This window comes from Streptococcus sp. GS001 (genome assembly GCF_021595565.1).
GTDB lineage: Bacteria > Bacillota > Bacilli > Lactobacillales > Streptococcaceae > Streptococcus > Streptococcus xiaochunlingii.
On record NZ_JACSYJ010000002.1, the window covers coordinates 140,435 to 163,377 of the forward strand.

At 42.3% G+C, this 22,943-nt stretch carries 19 protein-coding genes; 17 read left to right on the forward strand and 2 right to left on the reverse strand.

Going from position 1 to position 22,943, the window contains the following annotated elements; all coding sequences use genetic code 11:
* Positions 1-81 precede the first annotated feature (81 nt).
* The 13 genes from H8S88_RS04150 (at position 82) to H8S88_RS04210 (ending at position 16,149) form a co-directional block, all read left to right on the forward strand.
* On the forward strand, positions 82-765 hold the full coding sequence (locus H8S88_RS04150) for a helix-hairpin-helix domain-containing protein (protein ID WP_125335351.1): 684 nt from the start codon (positions 82-84) through the stop codon (positions 763-765).
* On the forward strand, positions 749-2,989 hold the full coding sequence (locus H8S88_RS04155; protein WP_125335353.1) for a DNA internalization-related competence protein ComEC/Rec2: 2,241 nt from the start codon (positions 749-751) through the stop codon (positions 2,987-2,989). The genes H8S88_RS04150 and H8S88_RS04155 overlap by 17 nt, the downstream gene beginning before the upstream one ends.
* Before the next feature lie 62 nt (positions 2,990-3,051).
* Entirely contained in the window at positions 3,052-3,717 is a 666-nt protein-coding gene (locus tag H8S88_RS04160; RefSeq protein WP_048789620.1) for a DUF805 domain-containing protein, read from the forward strand.
* Entirely contained in the window at positions 3,695-4,732 is a 1,038-nt protein-coding gene (holA, locus tag H8S88_RS04165) for a DNA polymerase III subunit delta (RefSeq protein ID WP_048789621.1), read from the forward strand. The genes H8S88_RS04160 and holA overlap by 23 nt, the downstream gene beginning before the upstream one ends.
* Positions 4,733-4,803: 71 nt before the next feature.
* On the forward strand, positions 4,804-5,409 hold the full coding sequence (sodA, locus tag H8S88_RS04170) for a superoxide dismutase SodA (RefSeq protein WP_048789622.1): 606 nt from the start codon (positions 4,804-4,806) through the stop codon (positions 5,407-5,409).
* Between the two features lie 253 nt (positions 5,410-5,662).
* Positions 5,663-7,135 carry a helicase HerA-like domain-containing protein gene (locus H8S88_RS04175; protein ID WP_048789623.1) on the forward strand — a complete coding sequence of 491 codons (1,473 nt, stop codon included), beginning with the start codon at positions 5,663-5,665 and terminating at the stop codon, positions 7,133-7,135.
* A gap of 141 nt (positions 7,136-7,276) precedes the next feature.
* On the forward strand, positions 7,277-8,329 hold the full coding sequence (locus H8S88_RS04180; RefSeq protein ID WP_048789624.1) for a serine hydrolase: 1,053 nt from the start codon (positions 7,277-7,279) through the stop codon (positions 8,327-8,329).
* A gap of 143 nt (positions 8,330-8,472) precedes the next feature.
* Positions 8,473-9,159 carry a Crp/Fnr family transcriptional regulator gene (locus tag H8S88_RS04185; protein WP_048789625.1) on the forward strand — a complete coding sequence of 229 codons (687 nt, stop codon included), beginning with the start codon at positions 8,473-8,475 and terminating at the stop codon, positions 9,157-9,159.
* Positions 9,160-9,699: 540 nt separating this feature from the next.
* Positions 9,700-10,929 carry an arginine deiminase gene (gene arcA, locus H8S88_RS04190; protein ID WP_048789626.1) on the forward strand — a complete coding sequence of 410 codons (1,230 nt, stop codon included), beginning with the start codon at positions 9,700-9,702 and terminating at the stop codon, positions 10,927-10,929.
* 95 nt (positions 10,930-11,024) lie between these two features.
* Positions 11,025-12,041, forward strand: a complete 1,017-nt coding sequence (argF, locus tag H8S88_RS04195) for an ornithine carbamoyltransferase (RefSeq protein ID WP_023022690.1) — start codon at positions 11,025-11,027, stop codon at positions 12,039-12,041.
* Positions 12,042-12,126: 85 nt separating this feature from the next.
* A complete protein-coding gene (gene arcC, locus H8S88_RS04200; protein WP_048789627.1) occupies positions 12,127-13,071 on the forward strand; it encodes a carbamate kinase in 945 nt (314 codons plus the stop codon).
* A 203-nt stretch (positions 13,072-13,274) separates the two neighbouring features.
* A complete protein-coding gene (locus H8S88_RS04205; protein WP_048789628.1) occupies positions 13,275-14,789 on the forward strand; it encodes a YfcC family protein in 1,515 nt (504 codons plus the stop codon).
* Positions 14,790-14,808: 19 nt separating this feature from the next.
* The gene (locus H8S88_RS04210) at positions 14,809-16,149 is read left to right on the forward strand and encodes a dipeptidase (RefSeq protein ID WP_048789629.1); all 1,341 of its coding nucleotides are present in this window, start codon (positions 14,809-14,811) and stop codon (positions 16,147-16,149) included.
* Between the two features lie 197 nt (positions 16,150-16,346).
* Here H8S88_RS04210 and H8S88_RS04215 read toward each other — a convergent pair whose 3' ends face one another.
* Together H8S88_RS04215 and queA are read right to left on the reverse strand one after the other, a co-directional pair.
* Positions 16,347-16,817: an arginine repressor gene (locus tag H8S88_RS04215; RefSeq protein ID WP_048689219.1), complete on the reverse strand. Its 471-nt coding sequence runs from the start codon at positions 16,815-16,817 to the stop codon at positions 16,347-16,349.
* A gap of 12 nt (positions 16,818-16,829) precedes the next feature.
* Entirely contained in the window at positions 16,830-17,858 is a 1,029-nt protein-coding gene (gene queA / locus H8S88_RS04220; RefSeq protein WP_048789630.1) for a tRNA preQ1(34) S-adenosylmethionine ribosyltransferase-isomerase QueA, read from the reverse strand.
* Between the two features lie 203 nt (positions 17,859-18,061).
* Here queA and H8S88_RS04225 point away from each other — a divergent pair, with 203 nt between their 5' ends.
* The 4 genes from H8S88_RS04225 (at position 18,062) to H8S88_RS04240 (ending at position 22,814) form a co-directional block, all read left to right on the forward strand.
* The gene (locus tag H8S88_RS04225) at positions 18,062-18,763 is read left to right on the forward strand and encodes a glucosamine-6-phosphate deaminase (protein WP_125335355.1); all 702 of its coding nucleotides are present in this window, start codon (positions 18,062-18,064) and stop codon (positions 18,761-18,763) included.
* A gap of 107 nt (positions 18,764-18,870) precedes the next feature.
* Entirely contained in the window at positions 18,871-20,205 is a 1,335-nt protein-coding gene (locus H8S88_RS04230) for a DUF1958 domain-containing protein (protein ID WP_236127973.1), read from the forward strand.
* Between the two features lie 72 nt (positions 20,206-20,277).
* Complete coding sequence (locus tag H8S88_RS04235) at positions 20,278-21,441, forward strand: MFS transporter (RefSeq protein WP_048789632.1); 1,164 nt, start codon at positions 20,278-20,280, stop codon at positions 21,439-21,441.
* Positions 21,442-21,524: 83 nt separating this feature from the next.
* On the forward strand, positions 21,525-22,814 hold the full coding sequence (locus tag H8S88_RS04240) for a serine hydrolase (RefSeq protein WP_048789633.1): 1,290 nt from the start codon (positions 21,525-21,527) through the stop codon (positions 22,812-22,814).
* Positions 22,815-22,943 lie beyond the last annotated feature (129 nt).

A 22,943-nucleotide genomic window follows, 5' to 3' on the forward strand; every position in this document is an offset into this window, starting at 1 on the left:
ATGTCAAAAATCATGTGATTTTTGACATTCTTTTTTTATTTCTTCGATTTTTTACGAATAATAAAAATAAAAGGGGTATTTATGGAGACGTGGATTGAGAAGATCAAGGAATATAAACTGTTTTTAGGTTTGGCTGCTGTGGGGCTAGTAATGGGAGGAGTATTTCTCTTTTGGCCTAAGCAACCTCCACAAGCACCGGAAACTGTCATTTCCCAGTTAGAAATGGTGGATCAGGAGATTTCTCCTAAGGAAGAGACAAGCCTCCCTTCTAGCTCTCAACAGAGGAGTGAGGAAAAGACGGACTCCTCTCAAGAGAAAATTATGGTGGATGTGAAGGGTGCTGTTAGACAGGCAGGGGTCTACGAACTTCCAGTGGGGAGCCGGGTCTATGATGCTGTCCAAAAAGCAGGAGGGATGACAGACGAAGCCAACAGCCAATCCGTCAACTTAGCGCAAAAATTGGAGGATGAGTCCATCGTCTATGTTGCTAAGAATGGAGAGGAGGTAGCGCCTGTTGCGTCCGCATCTGCATCTGCTGGGACGACCGGTGGCGAAAAGCAGTCAAAAGATGGAAAGGTCAATCTCAATACGGCAACAGAAGCAGAACTACAGACGATTTCTGGGATAGGTCAAAAGCGAGCCCAAGATATCATTGCTTATCGAGAGGAAAAAGGAAAATTTCAGTCTGTTGATGAACTGAAAAATGTTTCTGGGATTGGCCAAAAGACGTTAGAAAAGTTAAAAGAGCATGTTACAGTGGATTAGAAGTCTCAACATTCATCCATTTCATCTCACCCTGCCGGTTTTAGCTCTCTATTATTGGATGTACAAGGGACACTGGCTTGCTTCGATCTTCCTTCTGGCCTTCTTCATCTTGTTTAGAAGACGCTACGATGGCAAACGATTTCTGTGCCTCATAGGGTTTCTTTCCCTCTTTGCCCTTTGTTTTGCTTTCCGGATCGAACAGGGAAAACAAGAGTCAAGCGATCATAGGGTCCCAAGTGTCATTCAGCTTTTACCGGATACCATCAAGGTGAATGGAGATGCCTTATCTTTTCGTGCCAAGTCAGGTAGCCGGACTTTTCAGGTTTTCTACCAGCTTCAGTCAGAGGAAGAACAAGCCTATTTTAAACACCTGGATCAGGGGCTAGAATTACGGATCAAAGGGGAATTGGAACCCCCGACAAAACAGCGTAATTTTATGGGCTTTGATTATCAGGCTTATCTGAAAACACAAGGGATCTATCACCTTTTGAAAATTAATCACATCCTTGAAAAGAGACCTGCTGAGCCTAGAGATTTCATAGGGCTACTGTCTAGTTGGAGGCGAAAGGCCCTTGTATGGGTTCACCAGCATTTTCCCCAGCCCATGAGCCACTATATGACGGGCTTGCTTTTTGGTTTTTTAGATGTAGAGTTTGAAGAAATGAGCCAGTTATATTCGAACTTGGGGATTATCCATCTGTTTGCCTTGTCGGGCATGCAGGTTGCCTTTTTCTTAGAAGCCTTTAGACGCTTTTTTCTACGTTTGGGACTGGAGCAGGAAAAGGTTGCCTACCTCCTCTATCCGTTTTCGCTTCTTTATGCTGGGATGACAGGCTTTTCGGTTTCGGTCGTTCGAAGCCTCTTACAGAAACTCCTGGCCCAGGCTGGGCTCAAAGGAATGGAGAATATGGGGGTCACTCTCCTCTTGTTAGTCCTTCTTTTACCATCCTCCTTGTTGACTGCTGGAGGTCTCTTATCCTGCGCCTACGCCTTTGTATTGACGCTAACCTCTTCTGAAGAGGAGAAGGAGGGAATCCGAAAAGTCATCAAGGAGAGTCTAGTGTTAACACTAGGGGTTCTTCCTTTTCTCCTTTTTTTCTTTGGAGAATACCAACCCTGGTCCCTTCCTCTAACCTTCATTTTTTCTCTCTTATTTGACCTTCTGTTGTTGCCAGGACTGAGTGTCGTTTTTCTCCTCTCTTTTCTGTATCCCTTGACCTTCTGGAATCCTTTCTTCGTCTGGATGGAAAAAAGTATGGAGTATCTAGCGGGCTTCACTAGTCAATCCTTGGTTTTCGGGCAGCCAAGCATTTACTATTTCATCTTGCTCTTGTGCTTGCTAGCTTGTCTCTATGAGATGCGAAAGGTTAAGAAATGGAGATACCTGTTCCTACTCTTAGTATGCTCTGTATTTGCCCTTGTGAAGCATCCTTTAGAAAATGAGATTACTATCATTGATATTGGTCAAGGTGATAGTATTTTACTACGTGATTGGCGTGGGAAAACCATCCTAATTGATACAGGAGGAAAAGTGGACTTTGGCCAAAAGGAGGCATGGAAGAAGCGAAGGTCTACTAGCAATGCAGAACGGACCCTGCTTCCCTATCTCAAGAGCAGGGGGATTGACCAGATTGATCATATGATTCTCACGCATACTGACACAGATCACATGGGAGATTTGGAAGTGCTCGCGACTAAGGTTAGGATAAAGGAAATCAACATTTCCAAGGGGAGCTTAAAAAAAGACTCTTTTGTCCGTTTGCTCAAACGGTTGAACTTACCGGTAAAAACGTTGGAGGCTGGTGATCAATTGTCGATCTTTGATGGGAGTGCAGAAGTCCTCTATCCGGTAGAAATAGGAGATGGGAGTAATAACGATTCCATTGTTCTTTATGGTCGCTTTTATGGGTTGTCCTTCCTTTTTACAGGAGATTTAGAAGAAGAAGGGGAAAAGACCTTGTTAGCCCGTTATCCTCAACTGCGCGTAGATGTCCTCAAAGCAGGCCACCATGGTTCTAAGGGTTCTTCTCACCCTGCCTTCTTAGAGAAAATACAAGCAAAAATTGCCCTGATATCTGCAGGCGAAAAAAATCGTTATCAGCACCCTCATCAGGAAACCTTGGAGCGTTTCAAAGAGTTACAAATGACTGTTTTTCGTACAGACCAGCAAGGAGCGATTCGTTTTAGAGGGTGGAATCAGTGGACGATTGAAACCGTTCGATAGGAGCTGTTTGATTTCTAGCTTGAAAATTGCTATGATAAAGTCAAGGAAATGAGGTTACAAGTATGAAATCATTACAGTTGTTTTGGACGCAATATGCTGATTTTTCAAGAAGATCAGATAGAAAAGAATTTTGGATCAGCCAAGCCTGGCATTTACTATTTACAAGTCCATTTTGGATTTACCAATTGGTCTTACTCTTTTCAAATTCGAAATCAGAGGAAGAGGTGATTCCCTTGACCGGGATGGACGTTTCAGCTTGGTTCAGCATTTTTTTTCTCCTTTATCTCTATCTTATTTTTGTTCCCCAGCAAGCAGTAGTCGTTCGGCGTTTGAGAGATGCAGGTCTTCATTGGTCTTTGATTTTCCTATTTCTAGGCCCTATCTTGCTCTACCTTTTATCTCCTATTTCCATTTTTCTAGTCTTAGCTCTTGCGGGTTTGCTCTGCTTGGCTTGTCTCCTGGTCCTTCCAAGTGCTAGACTTGCACAACCGGACCAGAATGCTTCTCAAGGATTTGCTTCGACGAGTCCCGAGGTCTCTTCGCCAAGTATGCCATCCCATTTGATGGATCCCAACAGTTTTTCAGCTATTCCCCAGATTGTTTCGGCTCCACCAACTCCACTAGAGAAAGCTCCGCTTGAAAAGAAAATGGAATCGGAACAGCCCCAGCATCAGTTTAGAGAGTGGAATGAGGTACCTTCAGAACATGCAGGCTTTACAAACAATTAAAAAAATCAGTGCCGAGAACCTTCCTCCTATCCTGGTTTTATCAGGGGATGACATCGGTCAGTTTGAGTGGATGAAAGAGCAACTTTTAAAGAAAGTTGGCTACGATTCGTCTGATTTGAACTATTCCTATTTTGACATGAAGGAAACAGCTTATTCTGAAGTCGAGCTTGACTTGGTTAGCCTTCCATTTTTTGCGGACGAAAAAATAGTGATTTTGGATCATTTTGTCGATGTGACGACCGCAAAAAAAAGATACCTGACGGATGATGAATTGCAGTCCTTTGAAGGATACTTATCAGCACCTTTAGAAACAACTCGCTTGATTGTCATTGCGGAAGGAAAACTGGATAGCAAACGAAGAATTGTCAAGCTTTTAAAAAGGGATGCCCAGTTGCTAGAAGCAACTGAATTAAAGGAACAGGAGTTGCGTGCCCATTTCGCGGAAGAGATCAAGTCTCTAGGGCTAGCGATTGATTCACAAGCCTTCGACCAACTTTTGATCAAATCTGGCTTTGATTTTAGTGAGATTCAGAAAAACTTGGAGTTTCTTAAAACCTACAAGGGAGCTTCAAGCATCACTATCACAGATATAGAAGAGGCTATTCTGAAGACACTCCAAGATAATCTGTTTGATCTGATCCAGATGATTCTAAAGAAACAAATTGATTCCGCTCGCAGTTTGGTCAAGGACCTTCGGCTGCAAGGAGAGGATGAAATCAAGCTTTTAGCCATTTTATTGAGTCAGTTCCGCATCTACACACAGGTCAAGCTGTTGAAGCAAGAGGGACGAACAGAATCCCAAATCGTTTCAGACCTATCAGAGCTGACCGGTCGAAAAGTAAATCCCTATCAAGTCAAATTTGCTCTAAGAGATAGTAGAGGGATATCTTTAAGCTATTTGGAGCAGGCGATTTGTCTTTTGATTGATACCGACTTCCAAATGAAATCGGGAACCTATGAGAAAGATTATCTATTTGATTTGGCTGTACTAAAGCTAGCTAACCCATCTGTGTAAGCAGAATAGTTGAATAAATTTGATGATTGCGTTATCATTTTTATATACATAAAGAAATAGAGGTATTTTCCATGGCAATTATTTTACCAGATCTTCCGTACGCATACGATGCATTGGAACCATACATTGATGCTGAAACAATGCACTTGCACCATGATAAACACCATCAAACTTACGTAAACAATGCAAATGCAGCTCTTGAAAAACACCCTGAAATTGGTGAAGACCTTGAAGCTTTGTTGGCAGATGTAGAGTCGATCCCAGCTGATCTCCGCCAAGCGCTTATCAACAATGGTGGTGGACACTTGAACCACGCTCTTTTCTGGGAATTGATGACTCCTGAAAAGACAGCTCCTTCAGCAGAACTTGCAGCAGCAATCGATGAAGCCTTCGGTTCATTCGAAGAATTCCAAGCAGCTTTCACTGCAGCAGCAACCACTCGTTTCGGTTCTGGATGGGCATGGTTGGTTGTGAACAAAGAAGGGAAGCTTGAAGTGACTTCAACAGCAAACCAAGACACACCAATCTCAGAAGGGAAGAAACCAATCTTGGGCTTGGATGTTTGGGAACATGCTTACTACGTGAAATACCGCAACGTTCGTCCTGACTACATCAAAGCTTTCTTCTCAGTGATTAACTGGAACAAAGTTGACGAGCTTTACGCAGCAGCTAAATAAGCTTTCATAATAAAAAAGTTTGAATCAAGAGGTCCCTTAAAGGAGCTTCTCGATTCAGGCTTTTTATTTTTCAAATTGGCCAACATAGTCTCAAATGAATACCCCATTTTAGGAGGGATATTTCTTGCGTTTATACCTGAAAATGATACACTAGAAGAGTATGTGAAAGTGAGGAGAAAGGCTTCCTACATAAGAAAGAAGCCGTATCACTTTTTCTGAAAAAAACTGTACCTCAACAAAAGGGAGAATGAAAATGACAAGTATTACGATTACAAAAGGAGCAGTGGATACGCAACTTTATCTAAAAATGCTCAACCGCCACGGGTTAATTGCAGGGGCTACTGGTACAGGGAAAACCGTGACCCTAAAAGTCATAACTGAAAAATTAAGTCAGCAAGGGATTCCGGTGTTTCTAGCAGATATCAAGGGAGATCTTTCAGGTCTTGCTAAAGCAGGACAATGGACGCCAAAGATGGAAGAGCGCTATAAACTACTTGGTATTACAGATCCTTTTGAACCTCAAGCTTTTCCAGTTCGCTTGTGGGATGTCTTTGGTCAAGCAGGCCATCCGGTCCGTGCAACGATTGAAGGAATGGGCTCTCTTTTGCTAGCGCGCTTGTTGGACCTCAACGAAACGCAAACAGGGATTTTGGCCATCGTCTTTAAATTGGCCAAAGAAAAAAATTGGCCTTTGATTGATTTGAAGGATTTGCAGAGTCTTTTGAAGGAAGTCTATGACCATGCCTCAGAATATTCCGCTCAATACGGAAATATCAGTAAACAATCAGTAGGAGCTATTCAACGAAGCTTGTTAGTGCTAGAGCAAGAGGGTGCAGATCAATTCTTCGGAGAGCCAGCCTTGGACCTTCAAGATTTTATGCAATTGGATAGCAGTGGACGAGGTTACATCAACATTCTATCAGCGACTCGTCTCTTCAACTCCCCTAAGCTCTATTCAACCTTCCTGATCTGGATGTTGTCTCGTCTGTTCGAGACCTTACCAGAAGTTGGAGATCTAGAAAAACCTAAATTTGTCTTCTTCTTTGATGAAGCCCACCTCTTGTTTAATGATGCTAGCAAGCTCTTCCTGGAAAAAGTTGAGCAAGTCGTTCGCCTTATCCGGTCTAAAGGAGTAGGAATCTACTTTATCACACAGAATCCTCAAGATCTCCCTGAGTCTGTATTGGCCCAGCTTGGGAATCGTGTCCAACATGCCTTGCGTGCCTATACGCCAAAGGAAATGAAGGCCATCAAAGTTGCTGCTCAAAGCTTCCGACCAAACCCAGAATTTGATACGGAAACTGTCTTGACGGAGTTGGGAACAGGGGAAGCTCTCGTCTCCTTCCTAAATGAAAAGGGGCAACCAAGTGTGGTGGAACGTTCTTATATTTTGTCTCCACAATCGAGTTTTGATTTGTTAAACGAGAGTGAACAGTTGGCCTTGATTACCAGCTCTCCTTTCCATCAAAAATATGCTGTTCGAGTAGACAATGAATCAGCTTATGAAAAATTGACTGAAAAATCTGCTAGAGAAGAGAAGGAAAAGGAGCGGGAAGAGGAAGATAAAGCAAGAGTTGCAGAAGAGAAGGCCAGTCAAAAACGGAGTCCGGGCCGTCCGCGGAAATCTAGTTTAGAAAAGGCCAAAGATTCCTTTATCAGTTCCTTGTTCCGTACCATTGCGCGTGAAGTGGCAAAACTAATCATGGGATCCTTTAAGCGGAAATAAGACAGTCAAAAGGGGATGGATTCTTAGGATATGAAGAAGGATTGACCTGGAAATCGCTAAAAAATTTCTTCTACAAGAAATCGTTTTCTGAACTGGAAATACCTTGTTATTTTAAAGAGAATCTTTTATAATTAACTTCATATGAAAAAAATATTTAATGTTCGATCGATCATGATTGTGTTGGGGATTTTATTATGTATAGGAGGAGTTGGAGCTTTAACTTACCTCCATCTTTATCAGGCTCCTGCCTCGCCTCTTGCTCAAGAGGGAACGACGCCTCAAGCAGTGGACTCCAAGCAAGAGAAGCAAGCCCTCCAACCTCCTCGTGTCAAAACTCCTGAGGAGAAACAAGCTGTCATGGATCAAGATCGTGAAACCATGGAAAATTTGGGTCTTGTCTATGATTATGCCAATAAAGGCTTGGTAGAAGTTGTACAAGACTATATGACTGAATATGGTATTGATCCTTCCCAAATTACCTTTACCTACAAAAATCCTGCGACAGGCCAACAGTTTTCAATGAATGAGTTACAGCCGATGACAGCTGGAAGTACCTATAAACTGCCCCTCAATATGTTGGTCGTGGATGAAGTCGATGCAGGGAAGTTAAACTTAACGGATGAATTTGATATTACCAATACTTACTACGAGTACCTTGGAGAGCACGATAATTATGTAGCTGCCTTTGGTGGCGCTATGACGATTCCAGATATGCAGCGTTATTCTCTTGTCTACTCAGAAAATACGCCGGCATATGCCTTGGCCGACCGCTTTGGTGGTATGGACAATGTCTATGAGAAGTATAAAAAATATGGAAAATCCCGGGCAGAAATAAAAACCATTAGTCCTGAAAACAAAACGACTTCTGATTACTATATTCAAGTCTTAGACTATCTTTGGAATCACAAAGAAAAATATGCGACCTTGCTAGAATTGATCGGAGAGTCCTTCCCGAATGAATACTACAAACGGTATTTACCAGATTTAGTCATTCAGCAAAAACCTGGTTATGTAGCAGAAGCCCTCAATGTCGAAGCCATCGTTTACGAACAAACACCCTACCTCATCTCGATTTTTACAGCTGGTCTAGGGGGAACTACTCCAGAAAGTACGGAGATCAGTGGCTACGGTCTTCATTTACTTGGTCAACTCTGCTATGTGATTAATGAATGGCACCGTGTAAATGTCAACTAACGATTTAGAACCTTTCCCAAAAACGTTTTGGGAAGGTTTTTTCTTAGCAAAGATAAGTTTCATGGTTAAAATCTTGGTGACATTCTTTGAGGTCAGTGAATAAATATGATATAATAACTAAAGAACCCAAAGAAAGAATAGAAATGATTACAAAAGAAGATTATCAGTTGATTCGCTCCCATCCAGCTTTCTCTGCGATTCCAGTTGAAAAATTTGATAAATTAGCTGTAGAAATTCATTATAGAGAAATCCCAAAGGGACAGATCCTATTTTTTGCCGGTGATAAGCGCGATCGAATTTTTTTAGTGGTAAAAGGCTATGTTCGTATTGAGGAGTTTGACTCTTCAGATACCTTCTCGTATATGGATTACATCAAAGAAGGAGCCGTCTTCCCATACGGTGGTATGTTTACAGATTCCAATTATCACTATACAGCCACTTCCATGACAACCGTTAAATACTTCAGTATTCCTGTTCAGCTTTATGAGGAAATTGTCCAGTCCAGTATGGAACAAGTTCTCTTTATAACGAGAAAACTTTCAAAAATATTGGAATTTCAGGAGTTGCGACTTCGCAATGTGGTTGCAGCCAGTGCCAGTGATCGTGTGATCCAATCCTTAGCTCTACTCTGTAAGGATTATCAAAAGTCTGGGCCAACTATTCCTTTTCCAATGAGTATGAAGGAGTTGGCTAGATTAGCTGCGACGACGAGAGAAACCGTCAATCAAGTGTTAAAGAAGCTCCTAGAAGAGGAGAGAATCGAGTACAAGCATAAGAAATTAACTTTTCTTGATCTTCCATTCTTTTTAGATAGTTTTGAAGAAGCCTAGTAGGGCTTCTTTTGGATTGAAGATAAAGTCTTCTGAAAAACTTTCCTTAGGTGAGTACGGACGTCAGCGAACTTCTACGAAGTTCCATGACTTAGTTTTGAACCTAAGGTTTCAAAACTCCCGAGTGCTTGAAATAATCATGTTTCAAGCACTTTTCTCACGGCGGAAAGTTTTTAAACTTCTTAAATGAAAAAATAATAAAAGTCATTTTTTGAAAATCATCTAGGTGTTTTATGTAAAATAAACTTTGTCTACATTCAAGAAGAAGCCTAGTAGGGATTCTTTTATTTTCTGTCAAAAACGTTAAAAAGTTTCAAAAATCAAATAAAAAAATATTTACTCACAAAAAGAATATATTTAGCAAAATATTCAAAGAAAGCGGTTCATTTTTCATAAAACAAGGGTGATATTTAAAAAAGTGTCAAATTCTTGGCATTCGTAATGGAAGATTGGTTGTGAAAGCGGTACCAATTGGTGATAAAATGAAACATGTAAACGGGATTAGCTAAGCTAAACCGCAAGAAAAAAGGAGGACTATAGATGTCTACACACCCAATTCATGTTTTCTCAGAAATTGGAAAACTGAAAAAAGTTTGTTTGCACCGTCCAGGTAAAGAGTTGGAAAACTTGATGCCTGACTATCTTGAACGTCTTCTTTTTGATGATATTCCATTCTTGGAAGATGCTCAAAAAGAACATGACGCATTTGCTGAAGCACTTCGTAACGAAGGAATCGAAGTACTTTATCTTGAGCAGTTGGCTGCTGAATCATTGACTTCTCCAGAAATTCGTGATCAGTTCATCGAAGAATACCTTGAAGAAGCAAACATTCGTGGACGCCAAACAAAAGTTGCGATCCGTGAATTGCTTCACAGCATTGAAGACAACCAAGAATTGGTTGAAAAAACAATGGCAGGGGTTCAAAAAGCTGAACTTCCAGAAATTCCTGAAGAAGCAAAAGGATTGACAGACCTTGTTGAATCTGACTATCCATTTGCAATCGACCCAATGCCAAACTTGTACTTCACACGTGACCCATTTGCTACAATTGGTAATGCAGTATCATTGAACCACATGTACGCAGATACACGTAACCGTGAAACTTTGTATGGTAAATACATCTTCAAATACCACCCAGTTTACGGTGGAAAAGTTGAACTTGTCTACAACCGTGAAGAAGATACTCGTATCGAAGGTGGAGATGAGTTGGTACTTTCTAAAGATGTATTGGCAGTTGGTATCTCACAACGTACAGATGCTGCATCAATCGAAAAATTGTTGGTAAACATCTTCAAGAAGAACGTTGGCTTCAAGAAAGTATTGGCCTTCGAATTTGCTAACAACCGTAAATTCATGCACTTGGATACAGTATTCACAATGGTGGACTACGATAAATTCACCATCCACCCTGAAATCCAAGGTAACCTTCGCGTCTTCTCTGTAACTTATGAAAACGAACAATTGAAGATCGTTGAAGAAAAAGGTGATTTGGCTGAATTGCTTGCTGAAAACCTTGGTGTAGAAAAAGTTACTTTGATTCCTTGTGGTGATGGCAATGTGGTTGCTGCTGCTCGTGAACAATGGAACGACGGTTCAAATACTCTTACAATCGCACCTGGTGTGGTAGTTGTATACGACCGTAACACTGTTACCAACAAGAAATTAGAAGAATACGGTCTTCGTTTGATCAAGATCCGCGGAAGTGAATTGGTTCGCGGTCGTGGTGGACCTCGTTGTATGTCAATGCCATTCGAACGTGAAGAAATCTAATCATCCTTCTACAGGTTAGACGGGCTCAGTGTCTAAACTGAGCCCTCTAAACTGATTGACAGGATCTTATCATGCATAATAAAAGGAGATAATTAATGACAACTTCAGTATTCCAAGGACGTAGCTTTTTAGCAGAAAAAGACTTTACACGTGCAGAGTTAGAATACCTTATCGGACTTTCAGCTCACTTGAAAGACCTTAAAAAACGCAACATCCAACACCACTACCTAGCTGGTAAAAACATTGCGCTTTTGTTTGAAAAAACTTCAACTCGTACTCGTGCAGCCTTCACTACTGCAGCCATCGACCTTGGTGCTCACCCAGAATACCTTGGTGCAAACGACATCCAACTTGGTAAAAAAGAATCTACAGAAGATACTGCTAAAGTTCTTGGACGTATGTTTGACGGTATCGAATTCCGTGGTTTCAGCCAACGCATGGTTGAAGAATTGGCTGAATTCTCAGGTGTTCCAGTATGGAACGGTTTGACTGACGAATGGCACCCAACTCAAATGCTTGCAGACTACTTGACTGTTCAAGAAAACTTTGGACGCCTTGAAGGTTTGACACTTGTGTACTGTGGTGATGGACGTAACAACGTTGCAAACAGCCTTCTTGTAACAGGTGCTATCCTTGGTGTGAACGTACACATCTTCTCACCAAAAGAACTCTTCCCAGAACAAGAAATTGTTGAATTGGCAGAAGGATTCGCAAAAGAAAGTGGCGCTCATATCTTGATCACTGAAGATGCTGACGAAGCTGTGAAAGGTGCAGATGTACTTTACACTGACGTTTGGGTATCTATGGGTGAAGAAGACAAATTTGCAGAACGCGTTGCCCTTTTGAAACCTTACCAAGTAAACATGGAATTGGTTAAGAAAGCTGATAACGAAGACTTGATCTTCTTGCACTGCTTGCCAGCTTTCCACGACACAAACACTGTTTATGGTAAAGATGTTGCTGAAAAATTCGGCGTAGAAGAAATGGAAGTTACTGACGAAGTGTTCCGCAGCAAATATGCTCGTCACTTTGACCAAGCTGAAAACCGTATGCACACAATCAAAGCGGTGATGGCAGCTACTCTTGGTAACTTGTACATTCCAAAAGTTTAAGACTTTATAACCGTATACCAACAGCTATAGGGGCTGGACTGCTAGCTTTAGTCCTGCCCCTATTTTTTATAGAAAGGGAAAACCTATGTCAAGAAAAATCGTCGTTGCTTTGGGAGGAAACGCCATCCTTTCATCTGATCCTTCTGCAAAAGCTCAACAAGAAGCACTTGTAGAAACAGCAAAACACTTAGTAAAATTAATCAAAAATGGGGATGACTTGATCATCACTCACGGAAATGGTCCTCAAGTAGGAAACCTTTTGCTCCAACACTTGGCAGCAGATTCTGAAAAGAACCCAGCTTTCCCGTTGGATTCATTGGTTGCAATGACTGAAGGAAGCATTGGCTACTGGCTTCAAAACGCTCTTCAAAATGCTCTTCTTGAAGAAGGAATTGAAAAAGACGTTGCTTCAGTTGTGACACAAGTCGTTGTAGATAAGAACGATCCAGCTTTTGTTAACCTCAGCAAACCAATTGGCCCATTCTACTCAGAAGAAGAAGCAAAAGCAGAAGCTGAAAAATCAGGTGCAACTTTCAAAGAAGATGCTGGTCGTGGCTGGCGTAAAGTTGTTGCTTCACCAAAACCAGTGGATATCAAAGAAATCAATACCATCCGTACCTTGTTGAACGACGGACAAGTCGTTGTCGCTGCTGGTGGTGGCGGTATCCCAGTTGTGAAAGAAGCAAATGGTAGCTTGACTGGTGTTGAAGCAGTTATCGATAAAGACTTTGCATCCCAACGTTTGGCTGAATTGGTAGAAGCAGACCTCTTCATCGTTTTGACAGGAGTGGACTATGTCTTTGTAAACTACAACAAACCAGACCAAGAAAAATTGGAACATGTCAATGTCGCTCAATTGGAAGAGTACATCAAACAAGACCAATTTGCACCAGGAAGCATGCTTCCTAAAGTAGAAGCTGCGATCGCCTTTGTAAATGGTCGTCCAGAAGGAAAAGCAGTCATCACTTCACTTGAAAACCTTGGCGCTTTGATTGAGTCTGAAAGTGGAACAATTATCGTTAAAGACTAATTCATGTACATGAGGAGGGGAGTAGATCTTATTTTTACAGGATTTTGTATAAAGATCCTCCCCTTGTTTTTTCTAAAAAAGATTAGGAAAAACTAGTTTTTTAATCTTAAATATGATAAAATGAACATATAGGTAAGCGCTTTCTAAAAGATAAACCTTTTGAAAGAGTCACTCAAACTTTGTTGCGTTAGGAGGATAAGCAAATGAGTGAAAAAGCGAAAAAAGGGTTTAAGATGCCCTCATCTTATACCGTATTGTTAATCATCATTGCGATTATGGCAGTGATGACTTGGATCATCCCAGCAGGGGCTTTTGTAGACGGTGTTTATAAAGCACAACCTCAAAACCCTCAAGGTATTTGGGACGTCTTGATGGCACCAATTCGTGCTATGCTAGGGACTAGCCCAGAAGAAGGGTCGCTGATTAAAGAAACCAGTGCAGCGATTGACGTAGCCTTCTTCATCTTGATGGTTGGTGGTTTCCTTGGTGTGGTCAATGAAACTGGTATGCTAGACACTGGTATTGCTTCTATCGTGAAGAAATACAAGGGTCGCGAAAAAATGTTGATTTTGGTTCTTATGCCTTTGTTTGCCCTTGGTGGTACAACTTATGGTATGGGTGAAGAAACCATGGCCTTCTATCCTCTTCTTGTGCCAGTTATGATGGCCGTAGGATTTGATAGCTTGACTGGTGTAGCCATTATCTTGCTCGGTTCACAGATTGGATGTTTGGCATCTACCTTGAACCCATTTGCAACAGGTATCGCTTCTTCAACTGCAGGTGTTGGTCTTGGTGAAGGGATCATCCTTCGTTTGATCTTCTGGGTTGTCTTGACTGGTCTTAGCACTTGGTTTGTATACAAGTATGCAGATAAGATCCAAAAAGACCCAACTAAATCCCTCACCTATGCAACACGTGAAGAAGATATGAAATTCTTCAATGTTGGTGAAAATGAAGAAGAAGTCAACTCAACACTTACTAAGAAACAAAAACAAGTCTTTGTACTCTTTGTATTGACCTTCGTCTTGATGGTCTTGAGTTTCATTCCATGGTCTGATTTAGGTATTACCTTCTTTGGAGATTTTAACACATGGTTAACAGGCCTTCCAGTAGTTGGTAAGATCATTGGTTCATCAACTGCAGCTCTTGGTACTTGGTACTTCCCTGAAGGAGCAATGCTCTTTGCCTTTATGGGTATTCTCATCGGTATTGTATACGGCCTTAAAGAAGAACAAATTATTTCTTCATTTATGGCTGGTGCAGCTGACCTCTTGAGCGTTGCCCTCATCGTAGCAATCGCTCGTGGTATTCAAGTTATCATGAACAACGGTATGATTACAGATACCATCCTTAACTGGGGTAAACAAGGACTCAGCGGTCTATCTTCTCAAGTCTTTATCGTCTTGACTTATATCTTCTACTTGCCAATGTCATTCTTGATTCCATCTTCATCTGGTCTTGCCAGCGCGACAATGGGTATCATGGCTCCATTGGGAGAATTCGTCAATGTACGTCCTAGCTTGATTATTACTGCCTACCAATCAGCATCTGGTGTCTTGAACTTGATCGCACCAACTTCTGGTATCGTTATGGGAGCTCTTGCTCTTGGACGTATCAACATTGCTACTTGGTGGAAATTCATGGCAAAACTTGTAGTTGCTGTTATTGTAATTACCATTGCCCTCCTTCTTCTCGGAACATTCGTTCCAGCCCTATAAGAAGTAAAGAGGTGATTCCATGAAAATTGAGATTACAAATCAAGTCAAAGATGACTTTCTAGCTTCATTAAAGACTCTGATTTCTTATCCTTCGGTTTTAAACGAAGGCGAAAATGGAACACCGTTTGGACAAGCTATCCAAGATGTCCTTGAGAAAACGTTAGAAATCGCTCAAGAAATGGGCTTTCAAACCTATCTAGATCCTGAAGGATACTATGGATATGCAGAGATCGGTCAGGGGGAAGAACTCCTGGCCGTTCTTTGTCACTTGGATGTTGTTCCAGCCGGTGATTTAGAAGATTGGCAAACGCCAGCTTTTGAGGCGACTCTGAAAGATGGATGGTTGATTGGACGTGGGGTACAAGATGACAAGGGGCCATCCCTTGCGGCGCTTTACGCAGTTAAGAGCCTGCTCGACCAAGGAGTTGTATTTACCAAACGGATTCGCTTTATATTTGGTACAGACGAGGAAACTCTCTGGCGCTGTATGAACCGCTACAATCAGATAGAAGAAAAAGCAGATCTTGGCTTTGCTCCAGATTCGTCCTTCCCATTAACCTATGCTGAAAAAGGCTTGCTTCAAGTGAAGCTCCATGGACCAGGCTGGGAGGATCGTCCCTTACAAGCTGGTCGTGCCCTTAACGTGGTACCAGATAAGGCAACTTATAAGGGGGAACGCTTAGAGGAACTCTTACCAGTGATCGAGCAAAGTGGTGTTAACTATACAGAAGAAGCAGGAGCAGTAACCGTTCTTGGATTGTCTAAACACTCCAAGGATGCGGCTGAGGGTGTCAATGCTATTGTCGGCTTAGCGGAAAGTCTTTCCTTGATCCAGCCTCATCCAGCCCTTCTCTTTATTGCAGATGCCGTTGGGGAAGATGCGACAGGAGCAGCTCTCTTTGGTGAAATCAAAGATGAACCAAGTGGTGCTCTTTCCTTCAATATTGCAACCCTCTCCATTGATGAACAGCAATCTGAAATCGGGATTGATATTCGGATCCCTGTCTTAGCGGATAAGGATGCCTTGGTAGAGCGTTTAACTGAAGTAGCGGCTAGCTATCAACTCCAGTATGAAGAGTTTGATTATGTAGCTCCACTATACGTTCCATTAGATAGTCCGTTGGTGAGTACCCTGATGGCGGTCTACCAAGAGGAAACGGGGGATCAGACCCCAGCTATGTCCTCAGGGGGAGCGACTTTTGCTCGAACTATGGAAAATTGTGTGGCTTATGGTGCCCTCTTGCCTGATGCTCTCCAAACAGAGCACCAGGCGAATGAACGAGCTAAACTGAATGATTTATATCGTGCAATGGAAATCTATGCAGAGACCATTCGACGATTAGCAGGTAAGGAAGCCTAATAGAGATTAGAAAAAAGAGGCTGGGACAAAAGTCCTAGCCTCTCAATTATTTTTGGATTGTTGAGCAAGACGCAGTGGTTGAGTGGGCTCTATTACGCTGATTTCATCAGCTTTTACAGCCCTACTCAACTGTGCGGAGGTGGGACGACGAAATCGAATTCTAACGAATTACCGATTTCTGTCCCACTCTCTTTCTTTTATTTGCTAAAGAAGAAGGGAGGAGTGAATTCTTTCAATTTTTCAAAGCAGTCCAAAGCTCCCTGATTGTCTTCACAAATGATGAGGCAGACATCATCTCCGCAGACGGTTGCGACAATTTGTGGCAATTCAAGGGCATCTAAGATGGCTCCGAAGGACTGGGCCAGACCAGGGAGTGTTTTGACGACTACTTGGTTTTGGACGGGACGAAGCATGACAAGGGCATCTTCCATATAAAAACGCAGTCGGTTTTCCCAGCGAGATGGGGCAATGCTATTGATGGCATAATAAGAGCTATCCCCTTCGTTAATTTTTACCAGATTCAAGGATTTGACATCTCTTGAGAGGGTTGACTGGGTCACGATGATGCCGTTCGCTTCCAGGCTGTCCTGCAATTCTTGTTGGGTTCGAATTTTCTTTTCTGAAATAATGGACCGGATCAGGCGGTGGCGACTTTCAATCTTATTCATAAGGGGCTCTCCTTATTTGATAAACATAGCATCTCCAAAGCTAAAGAAACGGTAGCCTTGGTCGATAGCGTGCTGATAAGCATCCAGAGTGAGTTCTCGACCTGCGAAGGCAGAAACGAGCATGACTAAGGTTGATTTTGGTAAGTGGAAGTTGGTTGAAAAGGCGTCGACAACTTGCCACTGATAGCCTGGTTTGATAAAGATATTGGTCCAACCAGAGTCGGCTTGTAACTCTCCATTAAACTTGTTCCCAATTGTTTCTAAAGTTCGGATAGAAGTGGTCCCAACGGCAACGATGCGGTGTCCACTCGCTTTGACTTGTCGAAGGGTTTGGGCGGCTTCTTCTGAGAGTTGATAAAATTCGGAATGCATTTCATGTTGGTCGAGATCATCGACGGATACAGGACGGAAGGTACCTAGTCCGACATGAAGGGTTAGATAAACCAAGTGAACCCCTTTGTCTTCGATCCTCTGTAAGAGCTCAGGTGTGAAATGGAGGCCAGCAGTAGGAGCTGCGGCAGATCCATTTTCTTTGGCATAGACTGTCTGGTAACGTTCCTTATCTTCTAATTTTTCATGGATGTAAGGTGGTAGGGGCATTTCTCCTAAACTTTCCAAGACTTCAAGGAAAATTCCTTGGTAAGAAAACTCTACGATACATCCTCCGTGTTCCAGCTTTTTGATTAGGGTCGCTTGAAGACGTCCATCGCCAAAGCTGACGACCCCTCCCTCTTTGAGACGTTTGGCAGGTTTAGCAAGAACCTCCCATTGATCGCCTTCGATATTTTTTAAGAGAAGAAGCTCCACATGCCCTCCTGTATCCGGTTTGACCCCATGGAGACGAGCTGGAAGGACACGGGTATTGTTCATGACTAAAGCATCCCCTGGTTCCAATTCATTGATAATGGCGTCAAAATGCTGGTCTTCCATCTGACCTGTTTGTCGATTGAGGATCAGTAGTTTTGAGGCATCGCGCTTCTCTAATGGGGTTTGCGCAATTAACTCCTCGGGGAGGTGGAAATCAAAGTCATTCGTGTTCATGTTCTCTCCTTGTATCTAAATTCTTCTATTTCTTACATTTAACCTTCCCCATTATATCATGAAATAAGAGTGAAACAAAGGAAATCACTAGCCGAATTTTAAAGGGATGAAGGTAAAAAATCCTTTTCTAACATCAAGAAAGCGCTTGACAAAAATTGGTCTATACCATATAATGAATATAAGAAATAAGCGGAGGATTTATCATGAAAGTTATTGAAGTAGCTAATCAAATCGAAGGGGGACAGGTTGCTTTTGACCTGCTAAAAGAAAAGTTAGAGCAGGGTGCCAAAACTCTGGGGCTTGCGACTGGAAGCAGTCCACTTGAGTTTTATAAATTGATTCGGGAGAGTGATTTGGATTTCTCAGACATGGTCAGTGTCAACTTGGATGAGTATGTCGGCTTGACGGGAGAAGATCCTCAATCCTATCGTTACTTTATGCAGGAAAATTTATTCAATGAGAAACCGTTTAATGTTAGCTATCTTCCAAAAGGAAATGAAGATACTGCAGAAGAAGAAACAGCTCATTACAATGAAATTTTGGCCCAACATCCAGTAGATCTGCAAATTCTAGGGATCGGTCGCAACGGCCACATTGGTTTTAACGAACCAGGCACGCCATTTGACAGCCAAACGCATTTGGTCCATTTGGATCAATCAACGATTGAAGCCAACTCTCGCTTCTTTGAAAAAATTGAAGATGTTCCAACTCAAGCCATCTCCATGGGGATTGCGAACATTCTTGCTGCCAAGTCTATCATTCTCTTTGCCTATGGAGAATCAAAAGCAGAAGCTATTGCAGGAATGGTTAATGGTCCAAAAACAGAGAGTTTACCAGCGAGTGCCCTTCAAGGTCATCCAGATGTCGTGATTATTGCAGACCAAGCAGCCTTGAGCCTACTGTAACCAGTTGAAAAAGAGAGACCTATCTGAAATATCCTGAAAGATAGGTTTTTTTATGGATTGAAGTATGGTACAATAAGATAAAATTCTATATTTGAGGAAAATATATTTTGAAAAAGAAGTTGCTCGTTTTAGGAATCGTCGTCTTATCTCTACTCCGCCCTCTGTCAATCGTAGCGGATGAGCTAGTGGATATGGCGCAAAAAATGTATCCCAATGATCATGTGCAAGCCTATAATCGACCAAGGTCCTCTCTCGTCATCGATGCGAATACCGGGGATGTTTTGTGGAGAGACAATATTGATGAAGTGCGGGATCCAGCAAGTATGAGTAAGCTCATGACATTGTATCTGCTTTTCGAAACCATGAAAGAGGGAAAAATTACCAAAGATACGGTTGTCACTGCAACAGCTGCGGATCAATCCATGTCAAAAATCTATGAGATTTCCAACAATAACATCGTTGCAGGTGTGGACTATACGGTCTCTGAATTGATTACCATGACGGCTGTTCCATCCTCCAATGTGGCTACGATTATGTTGGCTAATCTCCTTTCTAACCACGATGCGGATGCCTTTATTCAGCGGATGAACGAAAAGTCCAAGGAGTTGGGGATGACCAATACAATTTGGAACAATCCGAGTGGAGCGGCCATTTCAACCTTCCAAGGTTTATATACCAGTTATAACTATCCAAATGATGCGGCCAACCAGACAACTGCAAGAGATTTGGCGATTCTCGTCTATCATTTCGTGAAAGAATATCCAGAGATTCTTAGCTATACCAATCAGGCTAAGGTGACCGTGAAACAAGTCACGCCTTATGAGGAGACTTTTGATACCTATAACTATTCCTTGCCAGGAGCTAGATATGCTCTTGAAGGAGTAGATGGTCTGAAGACAGGTTCGAGTCCACGTGGTGCCTTTAATTATATCGCAACCGCTAAACGGGGGGACCAACGAATTATCTCCGTAGTCATGGGAGTTGGTGATTGGTCCGACCAGGATGGTGAATACTATCGACATCCATTTGGCAATGCCTTGATCGAAAAGGCTTTTGCTGATTATCGTTATAAGAAGTTGTTGGACAAGGGTGTTCAGACGATTGATGGAAAGACCTACACACTGGATCAACCTTTCTATGCCACGGTCAAAAAGGGAGAAGAGAATCCAAAACTCGTTGTCAAAGATGGACAGGTTGAGGCGGATTCAGGCTTGATGACCCTATCAGAAAAGATTTCTGATGGACTTCCAGTCAAAGAAGGAGCAGTGAGTCAATCGGATTCCCAAAGTACGGCGGCCCCAGCTAGAGAAAAATCCTTCCATTTTCCTCTTGAAAGCCTGGTCATTCTGATTCCAATTTTCATTCTTGCTATGATTCTGTATTTAGAAAGAGCTCATCGCAAAGAACGGGCGCGCAAGGCTCAGGATCGCTACAAAAAATAACTGATCAAAACTCAACTGAAATCCAGTTGGGTTTTGTCATTGCCTTTTATTTCTCATGTTGAAAGGAAACTTATGAAAGCATTTCGAAATTCCTATCCTGCTTATTTATTTTTATATAGTTTTTACTTCATGTCGACGGCCCTCTTTACGACTTTAATCTCTGTCTATCTGATAGGCCAGCAGTATTCAGCCAGTCAGGTATCTAATTTGGTGTCGACAGCCTTTTTCCTATCCATGCTTACCCAGCCCTTATTTGGTTATATCAATGAACGATTTGGCATTGTTAAAATCACGACCTTGAGCTTAGGAGTCCTCATGGCAGGAGTGGGTGGCTTTATCTGGGCCCCTAACTTCTTTTGGTTGACGATTTTTTATGGCTTGGTATTACTGTGTCTAAATGGGACGGCTCCCATGATGGAGATTTTAGCTACCCAGAGTCCCTATGCTTTTGGAAAAATCCGCGTTTGGGGGACGCTAGGGTATGCGGCTGGAGCCCACCTAGCTGGTTGGCTCTATGCTCATCTTAGCCCCCAGTCTGTATACTATTGTGTATTGGTCACGATCCTTCTTAGTTTCTTCACTTTAGGGGCTATCCGTATTTCCAAGACCAATCGGGTACAGAAAGAAGCTGTCTCGATCCGTCCTTTGCTCCATAATGGACCCTATCTCTTTTTCCTATTACTGATGGGGCTTGTGTCGGGCGTGGGGAATATTGGCCATACCTATATTCCAGCTCTCTTGATGGATAGTGGCCTTCCTGTTCAGATAGCCTCTACGGTTGTGGCCCTATCTGTTGTTGTAGAAGCGCCCCTCATCTTTTTTTCAGACCGTTTTATGGACCATTGGCCCTTGCGTTTACTAATCTTGCTTCCTGTGGGGATCCTCTTGCTCCAGTATTTTATCTATGCTCTTCCGAGTCCGGTCTTCTTAAAAGTGCTGGTCACCCTCTTGGCTAAGCATACGACAGGGATGGTCTTGATCATGGTCTCCTTGCGTTTTATCTCCCAACAGGTGGATAAGAAAGATCTAGTCTTAGCTATGGCTCTTGTACAAGGAGTCCGCTATCTTGGTACCATTCTCTTGCAACCGCTAGCAGCTTTCTTTGTGGATCACGGAGGATTTTCAATGATGAGTTACTTCTTGGTGGCTGTCCTAGTCCTCGTCCTTCTACTAAGCCTCTTTTTAAAGATGCCAAAAGGGAAATCTCCAGGTCTCTTTGGGAACACGAAGGAGTAAAAAGTTTAGGAAATAGAGTTTGTGAATAGAAGGACTTATGCTATAATGGAGAACGATGATGTTTATGAAAGAAATGAGAGAGAATGAAGTTTAAACGTGCCTTATTTGCGACACTTTCCCTTGCTTGCCTATGTTTCCCAATGCTAGCAAAGGCAGATGATCTTTACCAACAAGAAGATATCATGTCGATCACAGAAAAATCTGGGACTTCGGTGGATGAATTTTTCCGTCCCAAGGCTGATATTGTCGTTGATGCTCATACAGGAGCTATTCTTTATGGTGATAATATTGATGCTCCTCGTGACTCGGGTAGTATGGCTAAATTGATGTCTGTTTATGTTCTTCTGAGAGCTATTAAAGAAGGGCAGCTGGATTATGATACCCTGATTACAGCGACGGATACGGATGTGATCATTTCTCAAAATCAGAAGTTGAGCAATAGTCCCATTGTGGCGGGTGCTCAATACAAGGTATCTACCCTCCTAAATATGATTTTTGTTCCTTCATCCAGTGCCGCGACCATCATGATTGCCAATAAGGTGTCGGGAGGAGATCCAGATAAATTCTTGGATTTGATGAACCAGCGGGCCCAGGAAATTGGAATGACCAATACCAAGTGGAACAATCCTAATGGTGCCCCAACTGCAGTCCTAGATGGCTACTATAATCCGACCCGCTATGATCAACATGCCATTAACCAAACAACCGCAAGAGATATGTCTATTTTGGCCTATCACATAGTTAACGAGTTCCCTGAAATCCTCAACTATACTAAAAATGCCAAGATAACTCTCTTCCAAGGTACAGATTATGAAGAAACCCATGAAAATTATAATTATTCCTTGGAAGGTGGAAGGTATTCTCTAAAGGGAGCGGATGGCCTAAAAACCGGCTCTAGTCCGACAGCAGATTATAATTACACCTTGACGGTTAATCGCGGAAATCAGCGATTTGTTCAAGTCATTATGGGAGTTGGGCATTACGATGTGGAAATTGCAGAGAGCCTGCGCCACGTCATTGGAAATGCCCTGATTGAAAGACTCTATCAGGATTATGAGTACAAAGAGATCCTGCCTGCGGGGGATCACACGATTCAGGGGCAAACCTATCACTTAGACAAACCCTTCTATGCTACAGTGAAAAGAGGGACCAATCCAGAGATCAGTGTTCAAAATGGCCTGCTACAAATCGCCAATGGCTTGCAAACTGTTTCTCCGTCCATTCAGCAAACGCAGGCTGTAAGCGCAGTAGAAGCGTCCCATCAGAAGACCACGAGTAGTCGTCAAAAAGGCTGGGATCCAATGTGGCTCTGTTGCTTCCTTCCTTTTATTTTCTTAAGAATTTTCTTTAACATCAGATATAAGAGAAAATAAAAAGATTTCCGTATTTGGAAATCTTAAATTAAAGAAATAATATTCCTAGAAACTTCCATAGGTGAGTACGGACGTCATGGAACTTCGAAGAAGTTCCATGACTAATTAAGATATAAAGGGCGTCTGCGG